Below are 22,264 nucleotides of genomic sequence, written 5' to 3' on the forward strand. Positions count from 1 at the left end.
CGACGGGGTGTCGCAGTCCCGGCAGCGCGCAATGGGTGGGCAAAAATAGCTGCACAGGCCATCGATCTTGTACCGACTTCTACCGATGCACACCCTTACCTGGTATGTCGTACCCATCTACGGCCCGGGCGCACGCGAAAGGGCCGCCCGCACCACGGATGGCGGGCGGCCCTTTCGAGTGGGCGGGGAAGTGCGCGCGGTCAGGAAGCCTTGACCCTCGTCCCGGCCTCGGCCTTCACCTGCTCGGAGTCCGAGCCGGACCCGGGCTTCGGCGCGACGGAGGCCTGACGCGCCGGCGCCGGCTTGGCCGCCTCGTAGAACTCCTCGCGCGGCGTCTCCATGGCGCCGAGCGAGACGACCTCGCGCTTGAGGAACGCCGAGAGCGTCCAGTCGGCGAAGACGCGGATCTTGCGGTTCCAGGTCGGCATCGCCATGCCGTGGTAGCCGCGGTGCATGTACCAGGCCAGCCGGCCACGGAACTTGATCTTCATCTTGCCGACGACGATCATCGCGACACCCTTGTGCATGCCCAGACCCGCGACCGCGCCCTTGTTCGCGTGGCTGTACTCCTGCTGCGGGAAGCCCCGCAGACCGGAGATCACGTTGTCGCCGAGGACCTTCGACTGACGCAGCGCGTGCTGGGCGTTCGGCGGGCACCAGGCGTTCTCGACACCGGCCCGGCGGGCGGCCATGTCGGGGACCTGGGCGTTGTCACCGGCGGCCCAGATGTAGTCGGTGCCCCGCACCTGGAGCTTGGCATCGGTGTCGACGTGACCGCGCGGGCCGAGCGGCAGACCGTAGCGGGCGAGCGCCGGGTTGGGCTTGACGCCCGCGGTCCACACGATCGTGTTGGAGTCGACCTCCAGGCCGTTGCCCAGCACCACACGGCCGTCGACGCAGGACTCCATGCCGGTCTTGAGGTAGACCTCGACGCCGCGGCTCTCCAGGTGCTCCTTGCCCCAGGAGCCGAGCTTCGGGCCGACCTCGGGAAGGATCTTGTCGGCGACGTCGACGAGCAGGAAGCGCATGTCCTCGCGCTTGACGCTCGTGTAGTACTTCGCGGCGTCGCGCGCCAGGTCCTCGACCTCGCCGACGGTCTCGGCGCCGGCGAAGCCGCCGCCGACGAAGACGAAGGTCAGCGCCTTGCGGCGGACCTCCTCGTCGGTCGTGGAGTCGGCCTTGTCGAGCTGTTCGAGCACGTGGTTCCGCAGGCCGATCGCCTCCTCGATGCCCTTCATGCCGATGCCCTGCTCGGCGAGGCCGGGGATCGGGAAGGTACGGGAGACGGCGCCGAGCGCGACGATCAGATAGTCGAAGGGCAGCTCATAGGCCTCACCGACGAGCGGGGAGACCGTGGCGACCTTGCGGTCCTGGTCGATGGTCGTGACCCGGCCGGTGAGCACCTCAGCCTTGGGCAGCACGCGTCGCAGCGGTACGACGACGTGCCGAGGCGAGATGTTCCCGGCTGCGGCTTCGGGGAGGAAGGGCTGGTACGTCATGTACGAGCGGGGGTCGACAACGGTGACCGTCGCCTCCCCGTAGCGCATCTTCTTCAGAATGCGACGAGCTGCGTACAGGCCTACGTACCCTCCGCCTACAACAAGGATCCTGGGACGCTCCGTGGTGCTCATGCCATCGAGTATCCACCTGCCCAGGAGGGGGTGCTCGTGAGCCCCTTCACAAGCACCCCCCATACCTCTGCTACACTGCGCGGCCCGCGTGATCCACCTCATGGTTCCGCGGTGGAACCAGGCGGTGTCCCCGGACGTTCGGCACCCCTCGTGAGCTGGCCCTTGAGCGGTTCGGCGGGGGTGGACCACAGGGTGGTTCACACGCCCGCAACACCGCCGGTACGGCCCGTTGACCGGCCGCGCAGAGGCGCCGGGCCGGTGCCGGCGGCCCCCGGAGAGTGATGTGCGCCCAACCCGGCGTTTTTCCTTGTGAAGAACTTCACGAACTTCGTTCCGGAGTGCGGCTCAGAGACCCCGTAAGACCCCCGTAAAGGCGTTCGGGGCGCCCGACGGGCCCCCGCGACGGGCCCCCGTCACCCGCTCAGGCGATCGACCAGCCGATGCCGTCGAGGATGTCGTGCTCACTGACGACAACCTCCCGCGCACCGGTCCGTTCCATGATCGTGAGCAGGATCAGCGCACCCGCCACGATCACGTCCACCCGCCCCGGATGCATCACCGGGATCGTCGCGCGTTCGGCGTGGGTGGAGGACAGCAGCGTCGCGGTGATCTCGCGGACCGTCTCGAAGGGGATGCGCGAGTGGTGGATCACTTGCGAGTCGTACGCCGTCAGGCCCAGCGCGATCGCCGCGACCGTGGTGACGGAGCCGGCGAGGCCGACGAGGGTGCGGGCCTCGCCGAACGGGACGTCCCGCGCCGCCGTGTCGAGGGCGGTGGCGATGTCCGCGCGCAGGGCGGTGATGTCGGCAGGGGTGGCCGGGTCGGCCGGACGGTGCCGCTCGGTCAGCCGTACACAGCCGACGTCGACCGACCGGGCCGCGGTGACGCGGTCGGACCCGACGACGAACTCGGTGGAGCCGCCGCCGATGTCCACGACCAGATAGGGCTTCTCCAGATCGGTGCGGCCGGTCAGCTCCCTGGTGGCGCCGGTGAAGGAGAACTCCGCCTCCTGGTCGCCGGTGATCACCTCGGGTTCGACACCGAGGATGTCGAGGACGCCGCGGACGAACTCGTCGCGGTTCTCGGCGTCGCGGGAGGCGGAGGTGGCCACGAAGCGGATCCGGTCCACACCGTGTTCCTTGATGACGTCCGCGTACTCGCGGCAGGCCGCGAAGGTGCGCTCCAGCGCCTCCGGGGCGAGCCGGCCCGTACGGTCGACGCCCTGGCCGAGCCGCACGATCGTCATGCGCCGGTCCAGGTCGACGAGTTCGCCGGTGGCGGGGTCGGCGTCGGCGACCAGGAGCCGGATGGAGTTGGTACCGCAGTCGATCGCCGCGACCCTGGTCATACGGTCTCTCCCTCGGGGCCGGCCGGGGTGTCTCCCCCGGCGGGTTCATCGGTGGGTCCGTCGTTTGTGAACGGGATCACACAGGGGCCCTTGCGCCACCACTCGGGCAGCATCGCCAGCGCCTCGTCACCCAGCGGGTTCACTCCCGGGCCCGCCGCGAGCGAGTGGCCGACCAGCACGTGCAGGCACTTCACCCGGTCCGGCATGCCGCCCGCGCTCGGGAAGCCCGCCAGCAGCTCGATCGCGTCGCGGCGCGCGAGGTAGTCCTCGTGGGCCTTGCGGTACGCGGCGGCCAACTCGGGTTCGGACGCGAGGCGTTCGGTCATCTCCTTCATGACACCGTTCGCCTCCAGCGTGCCGATGGCCGAGGCCGCGCGCGGGCAGGTCAGGTAGTAGAGCGTCGGGAACGGCGTGCCGTCGGGCAGCCGCGGGGCGGTCTCCACCACATCGGGCTGCCCGCAGGGGCAGCGGTGCGCGATGGCGCGCAGACCGCGCGGGGGCCGGCCGAGCTGTTGTCCGAACGCCGCGACGTCCGCCTCGGTGGGTTCGGTGCGTTCGGTCTGCGGAGGGGGCGTATCCATACCTGCGTCGGTTTCCTTGGTGTCTATCTGTCCGTCCGGTCGGCGCTGTCGACGCCGTCCAGGAGATTGGAGTACCAGGGCCGGTCGGCCGCGCCCTGGTCGGTGCGGCGCTCCTCGGCCGCCCGGGGGTCGGACATGATGTAGCCGGTCTCCCCCGGCATCACGTAGTGCAGATGCTCGCGCGCCAGGCGCTGGATGTACGCGTCGTCCTGGAGGCGGGCCTTCTCGTCGCGCAGCTCCTCGACCCGCTGCCGGGCCTCCTGTGTCAGCCGCTGCTGCTCGGCGATCTCGCCGCGCTGCGACACGTACTGCCGCATCGGGTAGGCGAGCGCCACGATCAGCGAGCAGACGACGAGCACGAGGAACGCGGCGCGTCCGGTGAGCCGGGAGCGGCGGGCCTGCCTGCGGGTCTGCGAGCGGTAGACCCGGGCGGCGGTCTGCTCGCCCAGAATCCTGATCTTGGTCGCGGTGGAGAACCGGTCCCGGTTCGCGGCCATGGTCCCGCCTCCCTCAGAGGTCTGAGCGGGCCTCGTACCTCCGGTACTGCCGTACTGCCTCTGTACGCGCGTACGTCCCCGGACACGGTACGGGACCGGGGACGGGGACGTACGCACGACTGGCTGTGCCGGGCCGGGCCGGAGGCCGGATCAGGTGCTCGGGGGATCGGCCCCGGCGAGGACCGGCCCTGGCGCAGGTCAGTCCTTGAAGCGGGGGAACGCGCTGCGGCCCGCGTACACGGCCGCGTCGTCCAGGATCTCCTCGATGCGCAGGAGCTGGTTGTACTTGGCGACGCGCTCGGAGCGGGCCGGGGCGCCGGTCTTGATCTGACCGCAGTTGGTGGCGACGGCCAGGTCGGCGATCGTCACGTCCTCGGTCTCGCCGGAGCGGTGCGACATCATGCACTTGAAGCCGCTGCGCTGCGCCAGCTCGACGGCGTCCAGGGTCTCGGTCAGCGAACCGATCTGGTTGACCTTGACGAGCAGGGCGTTGGCCGAGCCCTCCTCGATGCCGCGGGCGAGGCGCTCGGGGTTGGTGACGAAGAGGTCGTCGCCGACGATCTGGACCTTGGTGCCCAGCTTGTCGTTGAGGACCTTCCAGCCGGCCCAGTCGTCCTCGAAGAGCGGGTCCTCGATGGAGACCAGCGGGTACGAGGCGACGAGCTCCTCGTAGTACTCGGTCATCTCGGCGGCCGAGCGGGACTTGCCCTCGAACTCGTAGGAGCCGTCCTTGTAGAACTCGGAGGCCGCGACGTCGAGCGCCAGCGCGATGTCCTTGCCCGGGGCGTAGCCGGCTTCCTTGATGGCCACGAGGATCAGGTCGAGCGCGGCGCGGTTGGACTCCAGGTTCGGCGCGAAGCCGCCCTCGTCGCCGAGGCCCGTGGAGAGCCCCTTCTCCTTCAGGACCTTCTTCAGCGTGTGGTAGACCTCGGCACCCCAGCGCAGGGCCTCGGAGAACGACTCGGCGCCGATCGGCGCGATCATGAACTCCTGGATGTCCACGTTGGAGTCGGCGTGCGACCCGCCGTTGAGGATGTTCATCATCGGCACGGGCAGCAGGTGCGCGTTCGGACCGCCGAGGTAGCGGAACAGCGGCAGGTCGGAGGCCTCGGAGGCGGCGTGCGCCACGGCCAGCGAGACACCGAGGATGGCGTTGGCGCCGAGCGAGGACTTGTCGGGCGTCGCGTCCAGGTCGAACATCGCCTGGTCGATCAGCCGCTGCTCGGTGGCGTCGTAGCCGACGAGCTCCGGGCCGATCTGCTCGATGACGGCGAGGACGGCCTTCTCGACACCCTTGCCCTGGTAGCGGTTCGGGTCACCGTCGCGGAGTTCGAGGGCCTCGAACGCGCCGGTGGAGGCACCGGAGGGGACAGCAGCACGGCCGGTGCTGCCGTCGTCGAGGCCGACCTCGACCTCGACCGTTGGGTTGCCTCGGGAGTCAAGGATTTCCCGGGCTACGACGACGTCGATGGACGGCACGAGCATCTCCTTCTGGGATGTGACGCTTTGGTGCGGGGCCTCATTGGCACCGCGGCATGAGCCTAACCGGCTGCCGGGCGACGGTCGGCCGATGCCCGCCCGCTGGGACGAAAAGAGCCCGGAATGCGCGGAGGGTGACGAATGTCGCGCGGTGGGCGCGCGGTTCGCCCGGCGGACAGGCCCCGGCCCCGGACCGGCGCGTCCGGGGGGAGTGAGGCGCGCCGGGTCGGGGCCGGGGTTCTGGGGATGGGGTCAGCTCAGGTGGAACTGCTGACCCGGAAAGATCTCGTCCGCCTTCTCGATGATGTCCTTGTTCAGCTTGAAGAGCTTCTTCCAGCCGCCTTCGACCTTCTTCGTCTCGGCGATCTTGGAGAGGGTGTCGCCGGCCTTGACCTTGTACTCGCCGTCGCCCTTCTTGACCGGACCGCGCGCCTCACCACGCGAGGCGGGCTGCTCCTGCTCTGCGCGCGGCTCGGACTTCTGCGGGGCCGGCCGGGCCTCCGGGGCGGACTGCTCCGGGGCCGGTTCGGCGGAGCCGGCGTCGTTCGAGGCGTTGGACAGGCCGACGCCGCAGCTCGGCCAGGCACCCTTGCCCTGGCCCGCCAGGACCTTCTCGGCGATCTGTATCTGCTGGGACTTCGACGCCTGGTCGGCGCTGGAGGCGAAGGCGCTGCCGCCGTACGCGGCCCAGGTGGAGGCCGAGAACTGGAGGCCGCCGTAGTAGCCGTTGCCGGTGTTGATCGACCAGTCGCCGCCGGACTCGCACTGGGCGACGGCGTCCCACTCGGAGGTGGTGGCGGCGGAGGCGGAGGTGGCGCCGAGCAGCGGGGCGGCGACAGCGGCACCGGTGATGCCGGCGAGCGTGGCGTAGCGGACGGTCTTGGAGGGACGGCGGTGCTTGCCCTTGCCGGAGTTGCTGGAAAACAGCATGCGTGATCTCCTCACCGACGCCTGCGAGGTGAGCTGTCGGGTTCGGGCCAAGTGAGTTGCCCGGCCGTGCGGCCCGGGAACGTCTTCACGTCCCCCTGCGCACGGCTGCACCCCGAGCCGGCCGTGATGACCGGCACTTACCTGTGGGTCCCCCGCTCCTGCCTTCGGCGCTTGACGCGACGAGTACTCCCCCCGACCGACGGCAGGATTCGGCGTGACGGTCGACGGTGCCCGCGGTGCGAGCGGTTCAGACCGTAAACACAGACATCCCGGATGTTCAAAGACGGAACATCCGGGATGATTCACCCATCCCGCCCCAGGGAAACCTCTGTTTACGCAGGTCGGGAAGGGCCCGGGGCAAGCCACCGGGCAGACCGTGTCAGTTGGGACGAAGAGACGCTTGTCTCACTTACGCAGATGCGGACATAGCCCGCTTAACTACCCCTGCTTCGCGGTCAGATCGAGGCTCTGGCCGGGCAGGATCAGATCGGCGTCGGAGCCCACGACCTCGCGGTTCGCCTCGTAGAGGGCGGGCCAGCCGCCCTCCACCTTCTGCTCGTCGGCGATGGCCCACAGGTTGTCGCCGGTGCGGACGGTGTACGAGCCGTCCTCGGCCACGTCGCCGCGCGCCGAATCGTCACCCCGTGAGGCATGGCGGCCACTTTCACGCTCTTCGCCGGACTTACCTGGCTTGCCCGCTTCGGTCAACCCGTCCGTGCCGTCCGTGTCCGCCTCGGCCGACTCGCCCGAGCCGGTCGTCGCGTCGCTCTCGGGAGCGGGCTCGCCGCGGTGCTTGCCCTGGCCCGTGGAGGCCTCGGTGCTCGGCTCCGCGCTCGACTCCCCCGTAGCGGGCCTCTCGGCCCCGGAGGCGGAGTCCCGGCCGAACTGGCCCGAGGGGGGCGTCGACTCGGGAGCTGCGGGCAGGACGGCCGTCTCGTCCGGCTCGGGCTCCGCGGGCGCCTCGGGCTTCTCGGCGGCCTCGCCGGAGGACTCGCTGCCCGTATCGGTGTCCGCCGTGAGGCCGGTGATCAGCGCGCACGTCGGCCACGCGGCCGGTCCCTGCGCGGCGAGGATCTTCTCCGCGACGGCGATCTGCTGGCTCCGGCTGGCCTGGTCGGCGGTGGGGGCGTACGCCGTACCGCCGAAGTCGGCCCAGGTCTCCTGGGAGATCTGGAGTCCGCCGTAGTACCCGTTGCCTAGGTCGGCGCTCCACATGCCGCCGCTCTCGCACTCGGCGACCCGGTCCCAGGTGGTGACGTCGGCCGCACTGGCGCCGGTCGCGCCGAGCAGCGGGATGGCGATCGCCGAGCCTGTCACCCCTGCCGCGACGACAAGAGCGGGGGCTTGGCGGGGCCGACGGTGCCGGCCGTTCCCGGAGCGCATGCGGTTGCCTTCCTTGAGACTGCTGAAACGTGAATTCCGAACACGTGACTGCTGAGACGGTCGTGAACGTAGCGGTACTCGAACGTCTGTCACAAGTCGATGCAGCGGAGATCACGTGAAAGTCACAGTGCTGACGTTCCGTCAGTCACGCACCGCTGTGAACTGCACCGGGAGCGTGCGCAGTCCACGCATGATGAGCCCACCACGCCACCGCAAATCGGATGGATCGACCGCAAGTCGCAAGTCGGGCAAGCGGGTCAGCAGGGTGCGGAGCGCGATCTGCCCCTCCAGCCGGGCGAGCGGCGCGCCGAGGCAGTAGTGGATGCCGTGGCCGTATCCGAGGTGTTTGTTGTCACCGCGCGACAGGTCGAGCCGGTCCGGATCGGCGAAGCGTTCCGGGTCGCGGTTCGCGGCGGCGAGCACGACGAGGACGGGGTCGCCCACCGCGACGCTCTGCCCGCCGAGTTCGACGGGCTCGGTGGCGTAGCGCCAGGTGGCCAGCTCCACCGGCCCGTCGTAGCGCAGCAGTTCCTCTGTCCCGGTCGCGAGCAGCGCGCTCTCGCCCGCGTCGAGCGAGCGCTGGAGCCGTGCGCGCTGATCGGGGTCGCGGAGCAGGGCGTACGTCCCGTTGCCCACCAGATTCACGGTGGTCTCGAACCCCGCGAAGAGAAGGATGAACGCCATCGCGGCGGCCTCGTTCTCGGTCAGGTGCTCGCCGTGGTCGCTCGCCCGGATCAGGCCGGAGATCAGGTCGTCGCCGGGGTCGTCCCGCTTGCGGTGGATGAGCTCGGCGAGGTAGCCGCGTATCTTCTTCACGGACCGGGCGACGCCGCCGCGCGGTCCGCCGCCGTGCCGGATCATCATCCCGGCCCAGTCGCGGAAGTCGTCCTGGTCCTCGCGCGGGACGCCGAGCAGGTCGCAGATCGCGTAGATGGGCAGCGGGAAGGCGAAGTCGTGGATGAGGTCGGCCTCCCCCTTCGCCGCGAAGGCGTCGATCAGATTGTCGGTCAACTCCTGCACGCGGGGCTCGAATTCGGCCACCCGCCGGGGTGTGAACGCCTGCGAGACCAGCCGCCGCAGCCGGGTGTGGTCGGGCGGGTCGATGTTCAGCAGGTGCGTCATCAACTCCGCGCCGCGCTCCCCCGGGATCCCCGTCTTCCCCTTGGCGTGCGCCTGCTCGGCGTGGTGCAGGGGGTTCTTGGACAGCCGGGGATCGGCGAGGGCGCGCCGGGCGTCCGCGTACCGCGTCACGAGCCACGCGTCGACCCCGCTGGGCAGCCGGGTGCGGTGTACGGGGGCGTGCTCGCGCAGCCAGGCGTAGGCGGGGTAGGGGTCGGTGGCGAACTCCCAGGTGAAGAGTTCGGGCGCGGGGGGCGGTGCGCCGGCGCCGGCGGGGCCGGCGGTCACCGGTCGGTGGCGGCTTCGGCCTCCGCCGCGCGGATCGCGTCACGGTAGGTGCGGGCGGCCGCGCGCAGGGCGGCCTCCGGGTCGACGCCCGCCTGTTCCGCGCGGGCGGCCAGGGCGAGGAGCTCGTAGCCGACGTCCTCGCCCCGCGGGAGAGGGACGTCCAGGGGCGAGGCGGCGACGCGGGAGGTGAGTTTGGCGGCCAGGGCGAGCGCCGGCTGGCCCAGCGGGACGCCGTCCGTGACGGAGTCGCGCTGTTTCTCCTCCGCCTTGGTGCGCAGCCAGTGCGCCTTGACGTCGGCGGGAGTCTGGGCCGTCTCGTCGCCGAAGACATGGGGATGGCGGTGGATGAGCTTCTCGACGATCGTGGCGGCGACGTCGTCGATGGAGAACGGTTCGTCGTCCTCCCCCGGGCCGCCCTCCTGCGCGATCCGGGCGTGGAAGACCACCTGGAGCAGTACGTCCCCCAACTCCTCGCGCAGCTCGTCGCGGTCGCCGCTCTCGATCGCCTCGACCAGTTCGTACGCCTCCTCGATGGCGTACTTGGCGAGGCCCTTGTGCGTCCGGGTGGACGACCACGGGCACTCGGCGCGGATCCGGTCCATGACCTGGACGAGGTCGAGGAGCCGGGCGCCCGGCAGGTCGTACGAGCCGGGGAGCAGTTCCAGATCGGGCATGTGGACCCTGCCGGAGCCCGCGAGGCGGGAGAGGCCGTCGGTGAGGGCCTGGTCGCCCTCGCCGGAGGGCAGGACCACGACCGTACGGCCGCCCGAGCAGGAGTCGACGAGCTCGGCGGCGGTGGGCGCGGACCGTTCGACGGTGACACCGGCCTCGCGCAGATACGGCAGCTGGGGGTGCGCGGGGTCCGCGCACAGGACCTGGTCCGCCTCGTGGAGCGTCTGCCACGCGGGCCAGGACAGCACACCGGGCGCGACCCGGTGGCTGACGGTCAGCAGGACGATGCGGCCGGGGTCGACGGCGGGTTCTTCAGTCACCGGAGCAACCTACCCCCGGCCGCCGGCCGTCCCTCACGCGCGGGCGCGATCAGCTCACGTCGCGGGCGTTCACGCCCCGGCCGGGACCTGCTCCGGCGGTTCCTCCTTGGTGACCTGGGTGAGCCACGGCGTCTGCGTCTCACCGAGCCTGACCTGCTTCACGTCCCAGGCGCCGTAACGCGGGTTGACGTCGATGCCCAGCTCCTCGGACGTCTTGACCAGCGTGGCGAGCACCTGCTGCTGGCCCTCCGGCGTCGTCGTGTTGGCGCCGAGCGACTCCGCGAGCTTCGACATCAGCACCTCGCGGCGGATCGCGGTGTCGATCTGGTCGCGGGTGAGCGCGCCCTGCTGGAGCAGCATCGCCGCGAGCTGGTCCTCGCCGCCGGACTGCTGGGCCGCCACCTGCCGGGTGGTCTGGATCTCCTTGCGGGAGACCGTCACACCGGCGTCGTCCGCCGCCTTCTGGAGGATCCGGTCGAAGATCATGCTGTTGAGCTTGACCTGGCCGAGCTGGCCGGTGTTCTTAATGAGCTCGGCCGCCTGCGGGGACGCCTCCTGCGCGTCGCGTACGTCCCGTACCTGGGCCTGCAGCGCGGACACCTCGATGCGCTCGCCGCCGACGACGGCCGCGGCGCCGGGATGGGCGTCGTTGCCGCAGGCGGTGAGGAGCGGGGCCGCTGCGAGGAGCGCGGCGGTGAGGGTGAGCGCTGTGCGACGGCGGCGGTGCAAAGGGTGCCTCCTGGATCGTGACAACGACCGTGCGTTGATCGATGTTAGGCAGTGGCGGCGGATCCGATCCAGTCAGCCGGAGTTTTTTCGAAAACTTCGCCGAATACGCGATCGCGTTTGCGACGGGCGGGCCCGGGTCGGCGTTATCCCTCGATACGGGCCGGGGCCGCGGCGACGGGCTCCGGCAGCGGTTCGGTGCGGTCGGGGCGCAGCATGATCGTGCGGGAGACCACGAACGTGATCGGGATCGCCGCGGCGGCGGCGATCAGCGGCGCGTATCCGCTGCTGAGGTGGAGCACGTCGACCAGCAGACAGACGCCGCTGGTGGTGATGGTGAAATTCGCCGCGTTGGTGAGCGGGAAGAGCAGGAACTTGCGCCAGGTCGGCCGGGTCCGGTAGGTGAAGCGGGAGTTGAGGAAGAAGGAGCCGGTCATGCTGAGCGCGAAGGCGACGACATGCGCCGCGACATACGGCAGCCAGGTCAGCAGCAACAGATAACAGGCGTAGTACGTAACGGTGTTGACGACGCCGACGAGCGCGAATCTGAACAGCTGGCCCCGCACCGTCATGTGCCCACGAGCTCCTGATCCTGTTCCGTCGCCGGGTCCGCCGTCGGACGTGTCCGGCGCGGCCGGTCCGCGTCGGTCGCCGCCACCAGACAGTGGGGGCGCCACCTCACCTCGTAATGGATGCGGCCGACGTACTCGCCGACGACTCCCACCATCACCATCTGTACGCCCGACAGTGCCGTGACGGCCACCAGAAGTGTGACATAGGCGGGGGCGCCGACCCCGTTCACCATGGCGAAGCCGACAATCCACGCCGCGTACACGGAGGCGGGCGACACCCTTGGAGGGCGGCTCGACCACCTCGGTCGACCGCTCGTTCCGGCCGCCGGGGCCGCCCTCGGGGGCCGCCGTAGGAGGCGACGTCGCGAACGGCCTGGACCGCGGGGACTACTTGCGCCGGGTGGTGCCGCCCCTGAACTGCTGCCGTCGGTCGAGCCCGCGCCGTAGTTCGACGGGCAGCGGATGGTAGGGGCCGTATACCCGCTCCGCGTCGTACAGCAGGTACTGCAACTGCTGCTGCGCCGCCGCGTGGTCGCCCACCGCGAGCAGCAGATGCCCGATGCGGTGCCTGATGTCGAAGGCGCGCGACTGGTCGCCTCCGGGCTGTCCGGTGCCTTCGTAGTAGGGCAGGACCGCGCGGTACTCCTCCAGCGCCGCGCCCGCCTCGCCGAGCTGTTCGAGGCACTGCGCCGCGTCGTAGCGGAACTGGAGGGTCTGCGGGTCGCCGGGACCGGCCTCGGCCGCGCGGTCGTCGGCGAGCCGGCGCAGCTCGGGCAGGGCGCGGCGGTACTGGCCGTCGTCCATCAGCGTCGTCGCGTACTGCTTGCGCAGGATGCGCACGACCGGTGAGCGTTCGCCGTGCTCGGCCGCGGCGGCGGGGAGGATCCCGCCGAGGATGTCCACGGCCTGGGTGATGCTGCCCTCGCCGAGGAGGCGCTTGGCCTCGTCCACGGCCGCCGCGACGTCGGGCCGCCTGGCGGGGACGTGCTCCGGTCTGGGCGGCGGCAGGGGCGCTGACGGCGGGGCGGTGGCGCGGTCGGGCCAGGGCGCGTGCGGGCGCAGGAAGGGACGGGTCGGGTCGAGCGGTGTGCCGCTGCCCGCGGAGCCGGGCGCGCCGACCACGCCGCGCGTGGGCAGCAGCGGGGCGAGCGCCTCGTACACCTCCTGCGCCCCGGCCGGGCGGTGCTGCGGGTCCTTGGCGAGCAGGCGCAGGACGAGCGCCTCCAGCGTCTCGGGGATCTCCGGGCGGATCCGGCGGACCGGCATCGGCGGCTCGTACAGATGCCGGTGCAGGACGCCGAGGGCGGTCGCGCCGGGGAACGGGACGGTGCCGCTGAGGAGTTCGTGCAGGACCACACCGAGGGCGTAGAGGTCGGTGTACGGGCCGACGGCGCCGCCCATCACCTGCTCGGGCGCCATGTAGGCGGGGCTGCCGATGACCGATCCGGTGTGGGTGAGGCGGGTGGTGTCGGTGTCGATGACGGAGGCGACGCCGAGGTCGAGCACGAGGACCGTGCCGTCGGGCTTGACCATCACGTTCCGCGGCTTGAGGTCGCGGTGCACGATGGGCACCGCGTGGACGGCGGCGAGGACGGCGCACAGCTGGGCGGCGACCGAGGCCGCCCACTGCCACGGGTAGGGCGCGTGCGTGCTGAAGTGGGCCGCGAGGTCGGTCCCTTCGACGTACTGCATGATCAGGAACAGCTCGTCGCCGTCGCTGCCCGCGTCGTGCACGGTGACCAGACCGGGGTGGTTCACCTGGGCGGTGACCCGGCATTCGCGGATGAAGCGGCGGCGCATGTCCTCGGCGCCGGTGTCGGCGGCCATCTTGTCGGGGCGCAGCAGTTTCACGGCGACGCGGCGGCCCAGGCGCTGGTCGTACGCCGTCCAGACCTGGCCCATGCCGCCCTGGCCGATGAGCGTGGCCATCTCGTAACGGCCCGCGACGACGCGGGCGTTCACCGCTTGTCGCCCTCGCCGCTGTCCCGGCGCAGGAGATCGCTGAGCTCGTCCAGTTCGGCGCGGACCTGGTCGATGCGGGGCGGCGCGGCGTGGTTGGGCTGCGGGGGCTGGTTCTGGGGCTGCGGCTGCGGCTGGTTCTGCACCGGCGGGCCGGTCATGGGCCGGGTGGGACCGCCGTACCCGTAACCGGTGTCGGCCGGCGGCTGGAATCCCTGCGGCGGGTAGTAGCCCGCGTACACGTGCCGCTGGGGCCCGTAGTGCCTGAAGTCCGCGTACAGGTAGTAGGCGATGGCGGCGGCGCCGGTGGACAGCATGCCGATCATGCCGGTGTTGCCCGCCGGGCTGCTGAAGTCGTCGGTGTCGTCCTGGGCGAGGAAGACGACCCACAGGACGTTGAGGGCCGCGTTCCCGACGAACAGCCACCAGTTCAGGGTGGACCGGGTCACGATCGCGACCCGCAGCGTCGCCGCCCAGGCGAGAAAACCGCAGCTGATCAGCGGCAATCCCACGAAGATCACTCTTATGAAGGCGAGCATCCCCGGCGATGACGTGCCGTTCGGCGGAGGCTGCGCTATTCCGGGGCCGTGCATGCTGCTCCTGACAGGCCAGGGGGGACGACTGCGAAAGCGTATCGAGGGTATCCAGCGGCGCGACCTGTCGAACCCTCATCCGTGGATCCCCCTGCCCCCGGACCTGTCCCCATCGCTCAGATCCGGTGACGCACCCACACATTGGGTTCGACGTGGACACCGTATCCGCGTGTGGCCTCGCAGTGCACCGGCAAGAGCGCTCCCGGTACGACGACGGGCCCGTCGGTGTCGAACGGGAGCCCCGTCCACTCGCGCCACTGGCCGACCGATCCGGTGACCGTCATGGAAGCGGGCGCGACCGAGTCGACGACACCGCCCGCGCGCACGTGGACGCGGAGCCAGGGGTCGTACGGCAGTCCGTCCTCGTCCCGTACGCGATGGGCGTACTCCTCCATCGCGGTGTGCGGTTCCCGGTGCTTGGCGCTGGGCCGTACCGGGGCGACGAGTTCGGCGAAGCCGCGGGTCCGGGCGTTCTCGCGCATCGCGGCGAGCACGATGCCGGACAGGCCCCGCCCCTGCCGGTCGGTGGCGATCGTGATCTCGATGGCGCTGACGGTGTCGGGCTTCCTGCCGTGCCGCAGGTCGGAGAACGCCCACAGCAGCGCCTGGTCCCAGCCGGTCGCCGGCAGGGCCTCGCGTCCCTCGGCACGGAGCTGGAAGGGAACGCTGAAGGCGCGCGCCACGACGGTCCCCTCCTCGTCCGTACCGACGAGCGTGAACTCGGGCAGTTCGGCGACGATCCGGCCGATGTTCGCCCAGCCCACGGGGTCGTGAAGCATGAACTCCGGCCAGGTGTCGAGCATCTGCCACATCGGTCCGACGAGTTCGGGCCGTTCGGCGAGGGTGGTGACGGTGAGAGCCATGCGGGCACGTTGTCCGCGCGGGTGCGGCGGTCCCAGCGGTTTTGTACGGCCTTCGGACAGGGGCCGGCCAACCACCGTCACTCGCCCGTCAGCCCCCGCACTGTGTCAGCATCGTCTTCCTGTCGGCAGCGGTCACCGGCATCTCGTACTTGGCCGCGACCTGCGCGAACCGCACCGCGTACGAGCACCGGATCTTCTTGTTCGGCGGCAACCAGGACGCGGGCCCCGAGTCCCGCTTCGCCGAGTTGGCGCGCCCTTCGACAGGAAGCAAATTGAGCACGTCGTTCGCCAGTTGCTTGCGCTTGCTCTCCGGCCATCGGGCGGCGCCCATCTGCCAGCTGTAGGACAGCGGGACCACGTGGTCTATCTGCACCTCGGTGGCCTTCGCCTTCTTCCAGTCGATGTCCTTGCCGGTGTACGGGTCGTACAGGTCCATCGCAACGACCACGCAGTCGGAACCTGAACGGAACTGCACGTGCCGCCCATGGAGTTTCAGCAAGTCGTTCCGCGTGTCACAACCGTTCCTCGCCAGCGGTACCCCGTCCGCCGTATCCATCCACGCGTAACCGAACTCGTCCCGGTCGTAACCGGTCTTGGGGCCACGCCCCTTGACCGACAGCGTCGCGATCAGCTTGCCGGCCGCCGCCAGGTCCGCGTCCCCGGTGAGGGGCGCGAGACCGGGCGCGGTGCCGTCTGCGTTCTTGAGCGGGCTGGTCGCCCGCCCGTCCCGGGCGCTGCCGTCGGCTCCGGCGGATCCGCCGGAGGTCCCGGGGGCCGCGGGGTCGACGGAGTCGATGGCGTCGCACCCCGCGAGGAGCCAGGCCGCGAGGGCGACGACGAGCAGTGGAAGTAGCGGACGGGCAGTGCGCGGCGGCCTAGGTCTCAAGGCGGTTCACCTGACAACTGGAGAATCCCCCGGCCTTCAGGCGGGGGAGGAATCCGGCTTCTCGCGAAGCGGGGCCGGGGTTGCTGAATCGCGGGGCGATTCGGCGTTCACCTCGACGGCACGGAGGCCGACCTCAAGCATGTATACCAGCTCGGAGTTGAGGGACCGCCGTTCGGACTTTGCGTGAGTACGCAGCCTGTCACGGAGAGCTTCGGGCAGTCGCAGGGTGATTCGGACTTCATTGATCATGGTGCCATTATGGTGGCATGGTGACACCAAAGGAAGCGGGAGAAGCCGGGCGCGCCCGGTGGACCTTTCGTGTCCGCGTGTCGTCCACTGCCCGCACCGCCCTCATGGCGGAGTGGGACCGGTGCCGGTGGATCTGGAACGAGTGCTGCGCCAAGTCCAAGCAGACGCACCTTTGGAACAGAGCCCGGCCAAACGGCACGGACAAGCACACCTGCGGTCCGGCGTGGCTCGACAAGATGCTGACCGAGGCCCGCTCCAGGAACGCCTGGCTCCGTGGCGGCAGCTCTGTCCCGCAGCAGCAGTTGATCCGCGACTTCGGCAAGTCCCGCGCCAAAGCCCAGGAGGACATCAAGGAACGCCTGCCGATCCGGCAGCGCGCCGGGATGCCGAAGTACAAGAAGAAGCGCAAGGCACTGCCGAGCCTCAACTACACCAAGCGTGGATTCCGCCTCAGGCAAGGCCGTCTGCACCTGGCGGGCGGCATCGCCCTGACGGTGGTGTGGTCGCGGACCCTTCCGGCCGACCCGGCCAGTGTGCGCGTCCATCAGGACAGCGTCGGACACTGGTATTGCTCGTTCGTCGTGCCCGCCGAAGTACGGCCCCTACCTGCTACCGGGCGTGTGATCGGCATTGACTGGGGCGTGAAGGAGACCGCGACCACCACCAGCGACACCCACGACCTTTCGCATGCCGAGCACGGCGGGAAGGCCAAGGGGAAGCTGACCCGGTACGACCGGATGATGGCCAGGCGCAGGCCCGAGAAGGGGCAGCCTGGGTCGAAGGGGTACCGCAACGCCAAGCGCCCGCGGGCGAATCTGTACAAGAAGGTAGCCCGGCAGCGGCAGGACACCGGCCGCAAGTGGGCCAAGCGCGTGGTGACCGACCACGATGTGGTAGCAGTCGAAGACTTCCGCCCGAAGTTCCTTGCCAGGTCGACCATGGCACGCAAGGCCGCCGACGCAGCGATCAGCGCCACCAAGACGGCTCTGATCGAGATGGCCCGCAAGCACGGCCGGACCGTGCACCTGGTACACCCCGCGCACACCACCATGGACCGCGCACGGTGCGGAGCGAGAACCAAGCACGCACTACCACTCTCAGAACGCACCTATACCTGCACCGCGTGCGGAGCCGTATCCCCCAGGGACAAGAACTCCGCACACGTGATGCTCGTCCGGGCTGGTCTGGCCCCGGCCAGTGCTGATCGTGTAAGACCTGGCAGTCCGCCGGACTGCCAGGCAGCGTGAGCTAGAAATCCCCGCTCAGCCCTGGAAGGTGAGGAATCCCCTCCCTTCCGGAAGGGGAGCAGTCAAGACCCCAGGATGGTCGTCAGGAACTCACCCGTCCACGACAGCAGTTCGCGGCCGACCACCGGCTTGCCGCCGATCCTGCCGGCCGTCGGGCGCGGCACCAGGATCTGGTGGGCGGTCGGCTTGATGACCGTACGGGGGTGCAGACGCTTGAGCCGGAGCTCCTGCGACTCCCTCAACTCCACGGGCGCGAAGCGGATGTTGGCCCCCTGGAGGACGATCTCGCCGACCCCGCAGGCCCGCGCCAGCATCCGCAGCCCCGCCACCAGCAGCAGATTCTCCACCGGCTCGGGGAGCTTGCCGTAGCGGTCCGTCAGCTCCTCGCGCACGGCGGTGATGTCGGCCTCGGAGTTGGCGGAGGCGATCGCGCGGTACGCCTGGAGGCGCAGCCGCTCGCCGGGCGCGTAGTCGTGCGGGACGTGCGCGTCGACCGGCAGCTCGATCTTGACCTCCGGCGGCGGCTCCTCCTGCACCGTGCCGTCGACGGCCGCGCGGTAGTCCGCGACGGCCTCGCCGACCATGCGTACGTACAGGTCGAAGCCGACACCCGCGATGTGCCCGGACTGCTCGCCGCCGAGCAGATTGCCCGCGCCGCGGATCTCCAGGTCCTTCATCGCCACGTACATGCCAGCGCCCATCTCCGTGTGCTGGGCGATCGTCGCGAGCCGTTCGTGCGCGGTCTCGGTCAGCGGCTTCTCCGGCGGGTAGAGGAAGTACGCGTAGCCGCGCTCGCGGCCACGGCCCACCCGCCCGCGCAACTGGTGGAGCTGGGACAGGCCGAAGTTGTCGCCGCGCTCCACCACAAGGGTGTTGGCGTTGGCGATGTCGATGCCGGACTCCACGATCGTGGTGGAGACGAGGACGTCGAACTTCTTCTCCCAGAAGTCCACCACGACCTGTTCCAGGGCCTGTTCGGACATCTGGCCGTGCGCGGTCGCGATGCGCGCCTCGGGGACGATCTGGCGCAGCCGGGCGGTGGCGCGGTCGATCGACTCGACGCGGTTGTGGATGTAGAAGACCTGGCCCTCGCGCAGGAGTTCACGGCGGATGGCCGCGCCGATCTGCTTCTCCTCGTACGGGCCGACGAAGGTCAGCACCGGGTGCCGCTCCTCGGGCGGAGTGGTGATGGTCGACATCTCGCGGATGCCGGTCACCGCCATCTCCAGGGTGCGCGGGATCGGGGTCGCGGACATCGTCAGCACGTCGACGTTGGCGCGGAGCTTCTTCAGCTGCTCCTTGTGCTCGACACCGAAGCGCTGCTCCTCGTCGACGATGACCAGACCGAGGTCCTTGAACTTCGTCTCGGAGGAGAACAGACGGTGCGTGCCGATGACGATGTCGACCGACCCCTCGCGCAGCCCTTCGAGGGTCGCCTTGGCCTCCGCGTCGCTCTGGAAGCGGGACAGGGCCCTGACGACGACGGGGAACTGCGCGTAGCGCTCGGAGAACGTGCCGAAGTGCTGCTGCACGAGAAGGGTCGTCGGTACGAGCACCGCGACCTGCTTGCCGTCCTGGACGGCCTTGAAGGCGGCGCGCACGGCGATCTCCGTCTTGCCGTAGCCGACGTCGCCGCAGACGAGACGGTCCATCGGGACCGTCTTCTCCATGTCCTCCTTGACCTCGGCGATGGTGGAGAGCTGGTCGGGCGTCTCCACGTACGGGAACGCGTCCTCCAGCTCCCGCTGCCAGGGCGTGTCCGCGCCGAAGGCGTGGCCGGGGGCGGCCATCCGCGCCGAGTAGAGCTTGATCAGGTCGGCGGCGATCTCCTTGACCGCCTTCTTGGCGCGCTGTTTCGTCTTCGTCCAGTCGGCGCCGCCGAGGCGGTGCAGGGTGGGTGCCTCTCCGCCCACGTACTTGGTGACCTGTTCGAGCTGGTCGGTGGGGATGTAGAGGCGGTCGCCGGGCTGGCCGCGCTTGGCGGGGGCGTACTCGACGAGCAGGTACTCGCGCGTCGCGCCCTGGACGGTGCGCTGCACCATCTCGACGTAGCGGCCGACGCCGTGCTGCTCGTGGACGATGTAGTCGCCCGCCTCCAGGGTGAGCGGGTCGATCGTCTTGCGGCGCTTGGTCGGCATCCGCACGCCGTCCTTGCCCGCCGCCTTCTGGCCGGACAGGTCGGTCTCCGTGAGGACGGCGAGCCCCAGCTCCCGGTCCACGAAGCCGTACTCGATCGAGCCGCACGCGACGTGCACGAGGGACGGGGTGATCTCGCCCAGCCCCTTGCCGCCGTGCGCCTCGGGGGTGTCGAGGCGGGCGGCGATGCCCTCGCCGCCGAGCACCTCGACGGTACGGGCGGCGGTGCCGTGACCCTCGGTGACATAGACGGTGCGCCAGCCGTCGGCGAGCCAGCCCTTGGTGTCGGCGAGGGCGCGGGCGGTGTCGCCGCGGTACGTCTCCGGGGCGCGCATGCCCAGCTTGAGGGTGTCCTGCGACAGCTCCTCGTCGGCGGCGAACGGCGCCACCGACCACCACATCATCCCCAGCTCGCGGGCCCGCTCGCGGACGTCCGCGATGCCCCACAGGGACGCCGCGCCGACGTCGATGGGCGCCTCGCCGCCGCCGGCCCCGGCCGCCCAGGACGCCTGGAGGAACTCCTGGCTGGTGGCGACCAGGTCGGCGGCCCGGGTCCGGACCCGCTCCGGGTCGCAGACCAGCGCCATCGAGCCCTTGGGCAGTACGTCGAGAAGCAGCTCCATGTCGTCGACGAGGACCGGGGCCAGCGCCTCCATGCCCTCCACCGCGATGCCCTCGGCGATCCTGCCGAGCATGTCGCTCAGCTCGGGGTGCACCTCGGCGAGGGCGGCGGCCCGCTCCCGTACCGCCGGCGTGAGCAGCAGCTCACGGCAGGGCGGCGCCCACAGACCGTGCTCGGCGACTTCGAGGGACCGCTGGTCGGCGACCTTGAAGTAGCGGATCTCCTCGATGTCGTCGCCCCAGAACTCCACGCGCAGCGGGTGTTCCTCGGTGGGCGGGAAGACATCCAGGATGCCGCCGCGTACGGCGAACTCGCCGCGCTTCTCGACCAGTTCGACACGGGAGTACGCGGCGGCGGCCAGCGCCCCGGTCACCTCGTTCAGATCGGCGGTGCCACCGCCGCGCAGCGAGACGGGCTCCAGGTCGCCGAGGCCCTTGACCTGCGGCTGGAGCACGGAACGGATGGGCGCGACGACGACGCTGACCGGCCCGGCGCCCGGGTCGTCGGAGCGGGGGTGCGCGAGACGGCGCAGTACGGCGAGCCGGCGCCCGACGGTGTCGCTGCGGGGCGACAGGCGCTCGTGCGGCAGCGTCTCCCAGGACGGGAACTCCGCGACGGAGTCGGCGGGCAGCAGCGACCGCAGCGCGGCGGCGAGGTCCTCGGCCTCCCGGCCGGTCGCGGTGACGGCGAGCACGGGGCGGCCCGCGTCCCGCGCGAGCGCCGCCACGGCGAAGGGGCGGGCGGCGGGCGGCCCGACCAGATCGACATGGGCGCGGTGCCCGTCGGCGGCGGCGCCCACCGCTTCGGCGAGCGCCGGGTCTCGTACTACGGCGTCGAGCAGACCGTGCAGGCTCATGAAGGGTGTTTCCGTCCGGTTCCGGGGGGTGGTGGTGCGGATGGGTGCTGTGGTCGCGCCCTGTGAGCAACGCGAAGGGCCCGACACGTGTCACGGGCCGGGGGAACACCAGCGTACGACTCCGGACGGACGGGCGTCGCGCGGGACGAGTGGGGCGGGCGTGTGCGGGCGGGAGTCGGCTGCGGGAGCTGACACTGGCGAGAAGCCGCCGCCGAACGACGTTGCTCTGTGTAATCGACGCCGGTAGAATCTGTGACAGCCATCCGCCTGAATTCTCACACTCGGAGGTAACGAGTGAACCGCCCCTGGGAAGCAGATCCGTCCGCGTTATTCGAGCGACGCCTCGGCAAAACGGCGCAAGGACTTGGGAATTCGAAGGACACGGAAGACTGCCCGGACATCTGGCAGCTCGACAACGGCGACATCGCCGTCATAGGTCGAGATCTCACAGCCGACTATTCGGGAAGGCTGCCTTCCGGAGTCTCCCTGTCGGTAGACGAACGCGTCGTCGTGATCCCCGGAAATATGCTCAGCGCCGCTAAGAAAGATATTCCGGATGCTTGATCTGAACGTGCCGACGATCGATCCCGAGTTGGGTGAGCGCCTCGTCAGCAAGGATTACAAGCGCGACTTCAGGGAACGCGACACGTCGATCCAGGACGGCACCGCGTGGAAACTGGAACGACGGCAGTATTTCGAGGAGCAGAACGATCCCAGCAGGGACGCGCTCACGCGTGGTGACTGGCAGGAAGTCCTTCGCCTCTTCGCCGAGGATCGGGACGACGTACTCGCCAAAGCCGCGAAGGACAGGAGTCGTCGATACACCCTTCACCGGGTTCGCATTGTCGAGTATCCCATCACCCCGTACGTGCAGTGGGAGCTGTACTGGCTTCGACAGCATGCCGAGTTGGGCGGGAGTCGCGTACGGATCGTCACTGCGGACCAGGTTGCGCATGCCGAGAGAACGCAGCAGCTCCCAGAAATGTTGGTCATCGGCAGCCAGACCCTTTACAACGTCGTCTACAGCGACTCCGGGGTACCGATGGGCTCGATCCGCTTCACCGACGAGCACCATGTCAGTTCCTGGGAGCGGTACATCCGATCGCTGTTCGAGATCGGTGAGGACATCGCCCCGTACTTCGCCCGTGAGATCGCACCCCTGCCCGCACCCGTCCCTTAACCGGAGCACATCATCAACGAGCACAGCGGTGCGTCGGGCGCTCCCGACAGCTCGCGCAACGACCTGTCGGGGACGTCCCACGACGTCGTTCAAGCCGGGAGCGTCACCGGCGGGATCCACTTCCATG

20 protein-coding genes, 1 pseudogene and 1 riboswitch are annotated in these 22,264 nt (G+C 70.1%); of the genes and pseudogenes, 3 read left to right on the plus strand and 18 right to left on the minus strand.

Annotated features, from left to right (window positions below; all coding sequences use genetic code 11):
- Positions 1-200: 200 nt before the first annotated feature.
- The 17 genes and pseudogenes from SSPS47_RS12335 to SSPS47_RS36185 form a co-directional block, all read right to left on the minus strand.
- The gene (locus SSPS47_RS12335; protein WP_164250972.1) at positions 201-1,631 is read right to left on the minus strand and encodes an NAD(P)/FAD-dependent oxidoreductase; all 1,431 of its coding nucleotides are present in this window, start codon (positions 1,629-1,631) and stop codon (positions 201-203) included.
- A 421-nt stretch (positions 1,632-2,052) separates the two neighbouring features.
- A complete protein-coding gene (locus SSPS47_RS12340; RefSeq protein ID WP_164250974.1) occupies positions 2,053-2,979 on the minus strand; it encodes a Ppx/GppA phosphatase family protein in 927 nt (308 codons plus the stop codon).
- Positions 2,976-3,560 (minus strand): DUF501 domain-containing protein, encoded by a 585-nt coding sequence (locus SSPS47_RS12345; protein WP_164250976.1) that lies wholly within the window; start codon positions 3,558-3,560, stop codon positions 2,976-2,978. The genes SSPS47_RS12340 and SSPS47_RS12345 overlap by 4 nt, the downstream gene beginning before the upstream one ends.
- Before the next feature lie 23 nt (positions 3,561-3,583).
- Positions 3,584-4,057 carry a septum formation initiator family protein gene (locus SSPS47_RS12350; RefSeq protein ID WP_164250978.1) on the minus strand — a complete coding sequence of 158 codons (474 nt, stop codon included), beginning with the start codon at positions 4,055-4,057 and terminating at the stop codon, positions 3,584-3,586.
- A 198-nt stretch (positions 4,058-4,255) separates the two neighbouring features.
- Positions 4,256-5,542: a phosphopyruvate hydratase gene (eno, locus tag SSPS47_RS12355; RefSeq protein ID WP_203233592.1), complete on the minus strand. Its 1,287-nt coding sequence runs from the start codon at positions 5,540-5,542 to the stop codon at positions 4,256-4,258.
- 246 nt (positions 5,543-5,788) lie between these two features.
- Complete coding sequence (locus SSPS47_RS12360; protein WP_164250979.1) at positions 5,789-6,466, minus strand: transglycosylase family protein; 678 nt, start codon at positions 6,464-6,466, stop codon at positions 5,789-5,791.
- A gap of 3 nt (positions 6,467-6,469) precedes the next feature.
- Positions 6,470-6,646: riboswitch (cyclic di-AMP (ydaO/yuaA leader) on the minus strand.
- A 258-nt stretch (positions 6,647-6,904) separates the two neighbouring features.
- Positions 6,905-7,849 carry a transglycosylase family protein gene (locus tag SSPS47_RS12365; RefSeq protein WP_164250981.1) on the minus strand — a complete coding sequence of 315 codons (945 nt, stop codon included), beginning with the start codon at positions 7,847-7,849 and terminating at the stop codon, positions 6,905-6,907.
- A gap of 141 nt (positions 7,850-7,990) precedes the next feature.
- The gene (locus SSPS47_RS12370) at positions 7,991-9,256 is read right to left on the minus strand and encodes a cytochrome P450 (RefSeq protein WP_164250983.1); all 1,266 of its coding nucleotides are present in this window, start codon (positions 9,254-9,256) and stop codon (positions 7,991-7,993) included.
- Positions 9,253-10,248: a nucleoside triphosphate pyrophosphohydrolase gene (locus SSPS47_RS12375; protein WP_164250985.1), complete on the minus strand. Its 996-nt coding sequence runs from the start codon at positions 10,246-10,248 to the stop codon at positions 9,253-9,255. Before SSPS47_RS12375 ends, SSPS47_RS12370 begins: the two co-directional genes overlap by 4 nt.
- Before the next feature lie 69 nt (positions 10,249-10,317).
- Positions 10,318-10,977: a SurA N-terminal domain-containing protein gene (locus SSPS47_RS12380; protein ID WP_147876855.1), complete on the minus strand. Its 660-nt coding sequence runs from the start codon at positions 10,975-10,977 to the stop codon at positions 10,318-10,320.
- 143 nt (positions 10,978-11,120) lie between these two features.
- On the minus strand, positions 11,121-11,546 hold the full coding sequence (locus SSPS47_RS12385) for a GtrA family protein (RefSeq protein ID WP_164250987.1): 426 nt from the start codon (positions 11,544-11,546) through the stop codon (positions 11,121-11,123).
- A pseudogene (locus tag SSPS47_RS12390) lies at positions 11,543-11,815 on the minus strand (glycosyltransferase); the annotation flags it as partial. The gene SSPS47_RS12385 and the pseudogene SSPS47_RS12390, both read right to left, overlap by 4 nt.
- 118 nt (positions 11,816-11,933) lie before the next feature.
- Entirely contained in the window at positions 11,934-13,508 is a 1,575-nt protein-coding gene (locus SSPS47_RS12395; RefSeq protein ID WP_164250988.1) for a serine/threonine-protein kinase, read from the minus strand.
- Entirely contained in the window at positions 13,505-14,017 is a 513-nt protein-coding gene (locus SSPS47_RS12400; RefSeq protein WP_239064866.1) for a hypothetical protein, read from the minus strand. Before SSPS47_RS12400 ends, SSPS47_RS12395 begins: the two co-directional genes overlap by 4 nt.
- A gap of 197 nt (positions 14,018-14,214) precedes the next feature.
- Positions 14,215-14,961 carry an N-acetyltransferase gene (locus SSPS47_RS12405; protein ID WP_164250993.1) on the minus strand — a complete coding sequence of 249 codons (747 nt, stop codon included), beginning with the start codon at positions 14,959-14,961 and terminating at the stop codon, positions 14,215-14,217.
- 88 nt (positions 14,962-15,049) lie between these two features.
- Positions 15,050-15,757, minus strand: a complete 708-nt coding sequence (locus tag SSPS47_RS12410; protein WP_239065255.1) for an HNH endonuclease family protein — start codon at positions 15,755-15,757, stop codon at positions 15,050-15,052.
- 126 nt (positions 15,758-15,883) lie between these two features.
- A complete protein-coding gene (locus SSPS47_RS36185; RefSeq protein ID WP_147876860.1) occupies positions 15,884-16,096 on the minus strand; it encodes an Arc family DNA-binding protein in 213 nt (70 codons plus the stop codon).
- A gap of 17 nt (positions 16,097-16,113) precedes the next feature.
- On the opposite strand from SSPS47_RS36185, the gene SSPS47_RS12420 reads away from it, so the two are divergent.
- On the plus strand, positions 16,114-17,343 hold the full coding sequence (locus SSPS47_RS12420; protein WP_164250995.1) for an RNA-guided endonuclease TnpB family protein: 1,230 nt from the start codon (positions 16,114-16,116) through the stop codon (positions 17,341-17,343).
- A gap of 62 nt (positions 17,344-17,405) precedes the next feature.
- Here SSPS47_RS12420 and mfd read toward each other — a convergent pair whose 3' ends face one another.
- Positions 17,406-20,957 (minus strand): transcription-repair coupling factor, encoded by a 3,552-nt coding sequence (gene mfd / locus SSPS47_RS12425; protein ID WP_164250997.1) that lies wholly within the window; start codon positions 20,955-20,957, stop codon positions 17,406-17,408.
- A gap of 294 nt (positions 20,958-21,251) precedes the next feature.
- On the opposite strand from mfd, the gene SSPS47_RS12430 reads away from it, so the two are divergent.
- Positions 21,252-21,521: a hypothetical protein gene (locus SSPS47_RS12430; protein ID WP_164250998.1), complete on the plus strand. Its 270-nt coding sequence runs from the start codon at positions 21,252-21,254 to the stop codon at positions 21,519-21,521.
- Positions 21,514-22,137, plus strand: coding sequence for a DUF6879 family protein (locus SSPS47_RS12435; RefSeq protein ID WP_164251000.1), 624 nt, complete (start codon positions 21,514-21,516; stop codon positions 22,135-22,137). Before SSPS47_RS12430 ends, SSPS47_RS12435 begins: the two co-directional genes overlap by 8 nt.
- Positions 22,138-22,264: the final 127 nt, after the last annotated feature.

The sequence above is a fragment of the Streptomyces sp. S4.7 genome, assembly GCF_010384365.1.
Lineage (GTDB): Bacteria > Actinomycetota > Actinomycetes > Streptomycetales > Streptomycetaceae > Streptomyces.

What these genes read in the sequence shown, in the direction of transcription:
- SSPS47_RS12335 (WP_164250972.1), bottom strand. Translation starts at nt 1,631, where the DNA reads ATGAGCACCACGGAGCGTCCCAGGATCCTTGTTGTAGGCGGAGGGTAC.
- SSPS47_RS12340 (WP_164250974.1), bottom strand. Translation starts at nt 2,979, where the DNA reads ATGACCAGGGTCGCGGCGATCGACTGCGGTACCAACTCCATCCGGCTC.
- SSPS47_RS12345 (WP_164250976.1), bottom strand. Translation starts at nt 3,560, where the DNA reads ATGGATACGCCCCCTCCGCAGACCGAACGCACCGAACCCACCGAGGCG.
- SSPS47_RS12350 (WP_164250978.1), bottom strand. Translation starts at nt 4,057, where the DNA reads ATGGCCGCGAACCGGGACCGGTTCTCCACCGCGACCAAGATCAGGATT.
- eno (WP_203233592.1), bottom strand. Translation starts at nt 5,542, where the DNA reads ATGCTCGTGCCGTCCATCGACGTCGTCGTAGCCCGGGAAATCCTTGAC.
- SSPS47_RS12360 (WP_164250979.1), bottom strand. Translation starts at nt 6,466, where the DNA reads ATGCTGTTTTCCAGCAACTCCGGCAAGGGCAAGCACCGCCGTCCCTCC.
- SSPS47_RS12365 (WP_164250981.1), bottom strand. Translation starts at nt 7,849, where the DNA reads ATGCGCTCCGGGAACGGCCGGCACCGTCGGCCCCGCCAAGCCCCCGCT.
- SSPS47_RS12385 (WP_164250987.1), bottom strand. Translation starts at nt 11,546, where the DNA reads ATGACGGTGCGGGGCCAGCTGTTCAGATTCGCGCTCGTCGGCGTCGTC.
- SSPS47_RS12405 (WP_164250993.1), bottom strand. Translation starts at nt 14,961, where the DNA reads ATGGCTCTCACCGTCACCACCCTCGCCGAACGGCCCGAACTCGTCGGA.
- SSPS47_RS36185 (WP_147876860.1), bottom strand. Translation starts at nt 16,096, where the DNA reads ATGATCAATGAAGTCCGAATCACCCTGCGACTGCCCGAAGCTCTCCGT.
- SSPS47_RS12420 (WP_164250995.1), top strand. Translation starts at nt 16,114, where the DNA reads ATGGTGACACCAAAGGAAGCGGGAGAAGCCGGGCGCGCCCGGTGGACC.
- mfd (WP_164250997.1), bottom strand. Translation starts at nt 20,957, where the DNA reads ATGAGCCTGCACGGTCTGCTCGACGCCGTAGTACGAGACCCGGCGCTC.
- SSPS47_RS12435 (WP_164251000.1), top strand. Translation starts at nt 21,514, where the DNA reads ATGCTTGATCTGAACGTGCCGACGATCGATCCCGAGTTGGGTGAGCGC.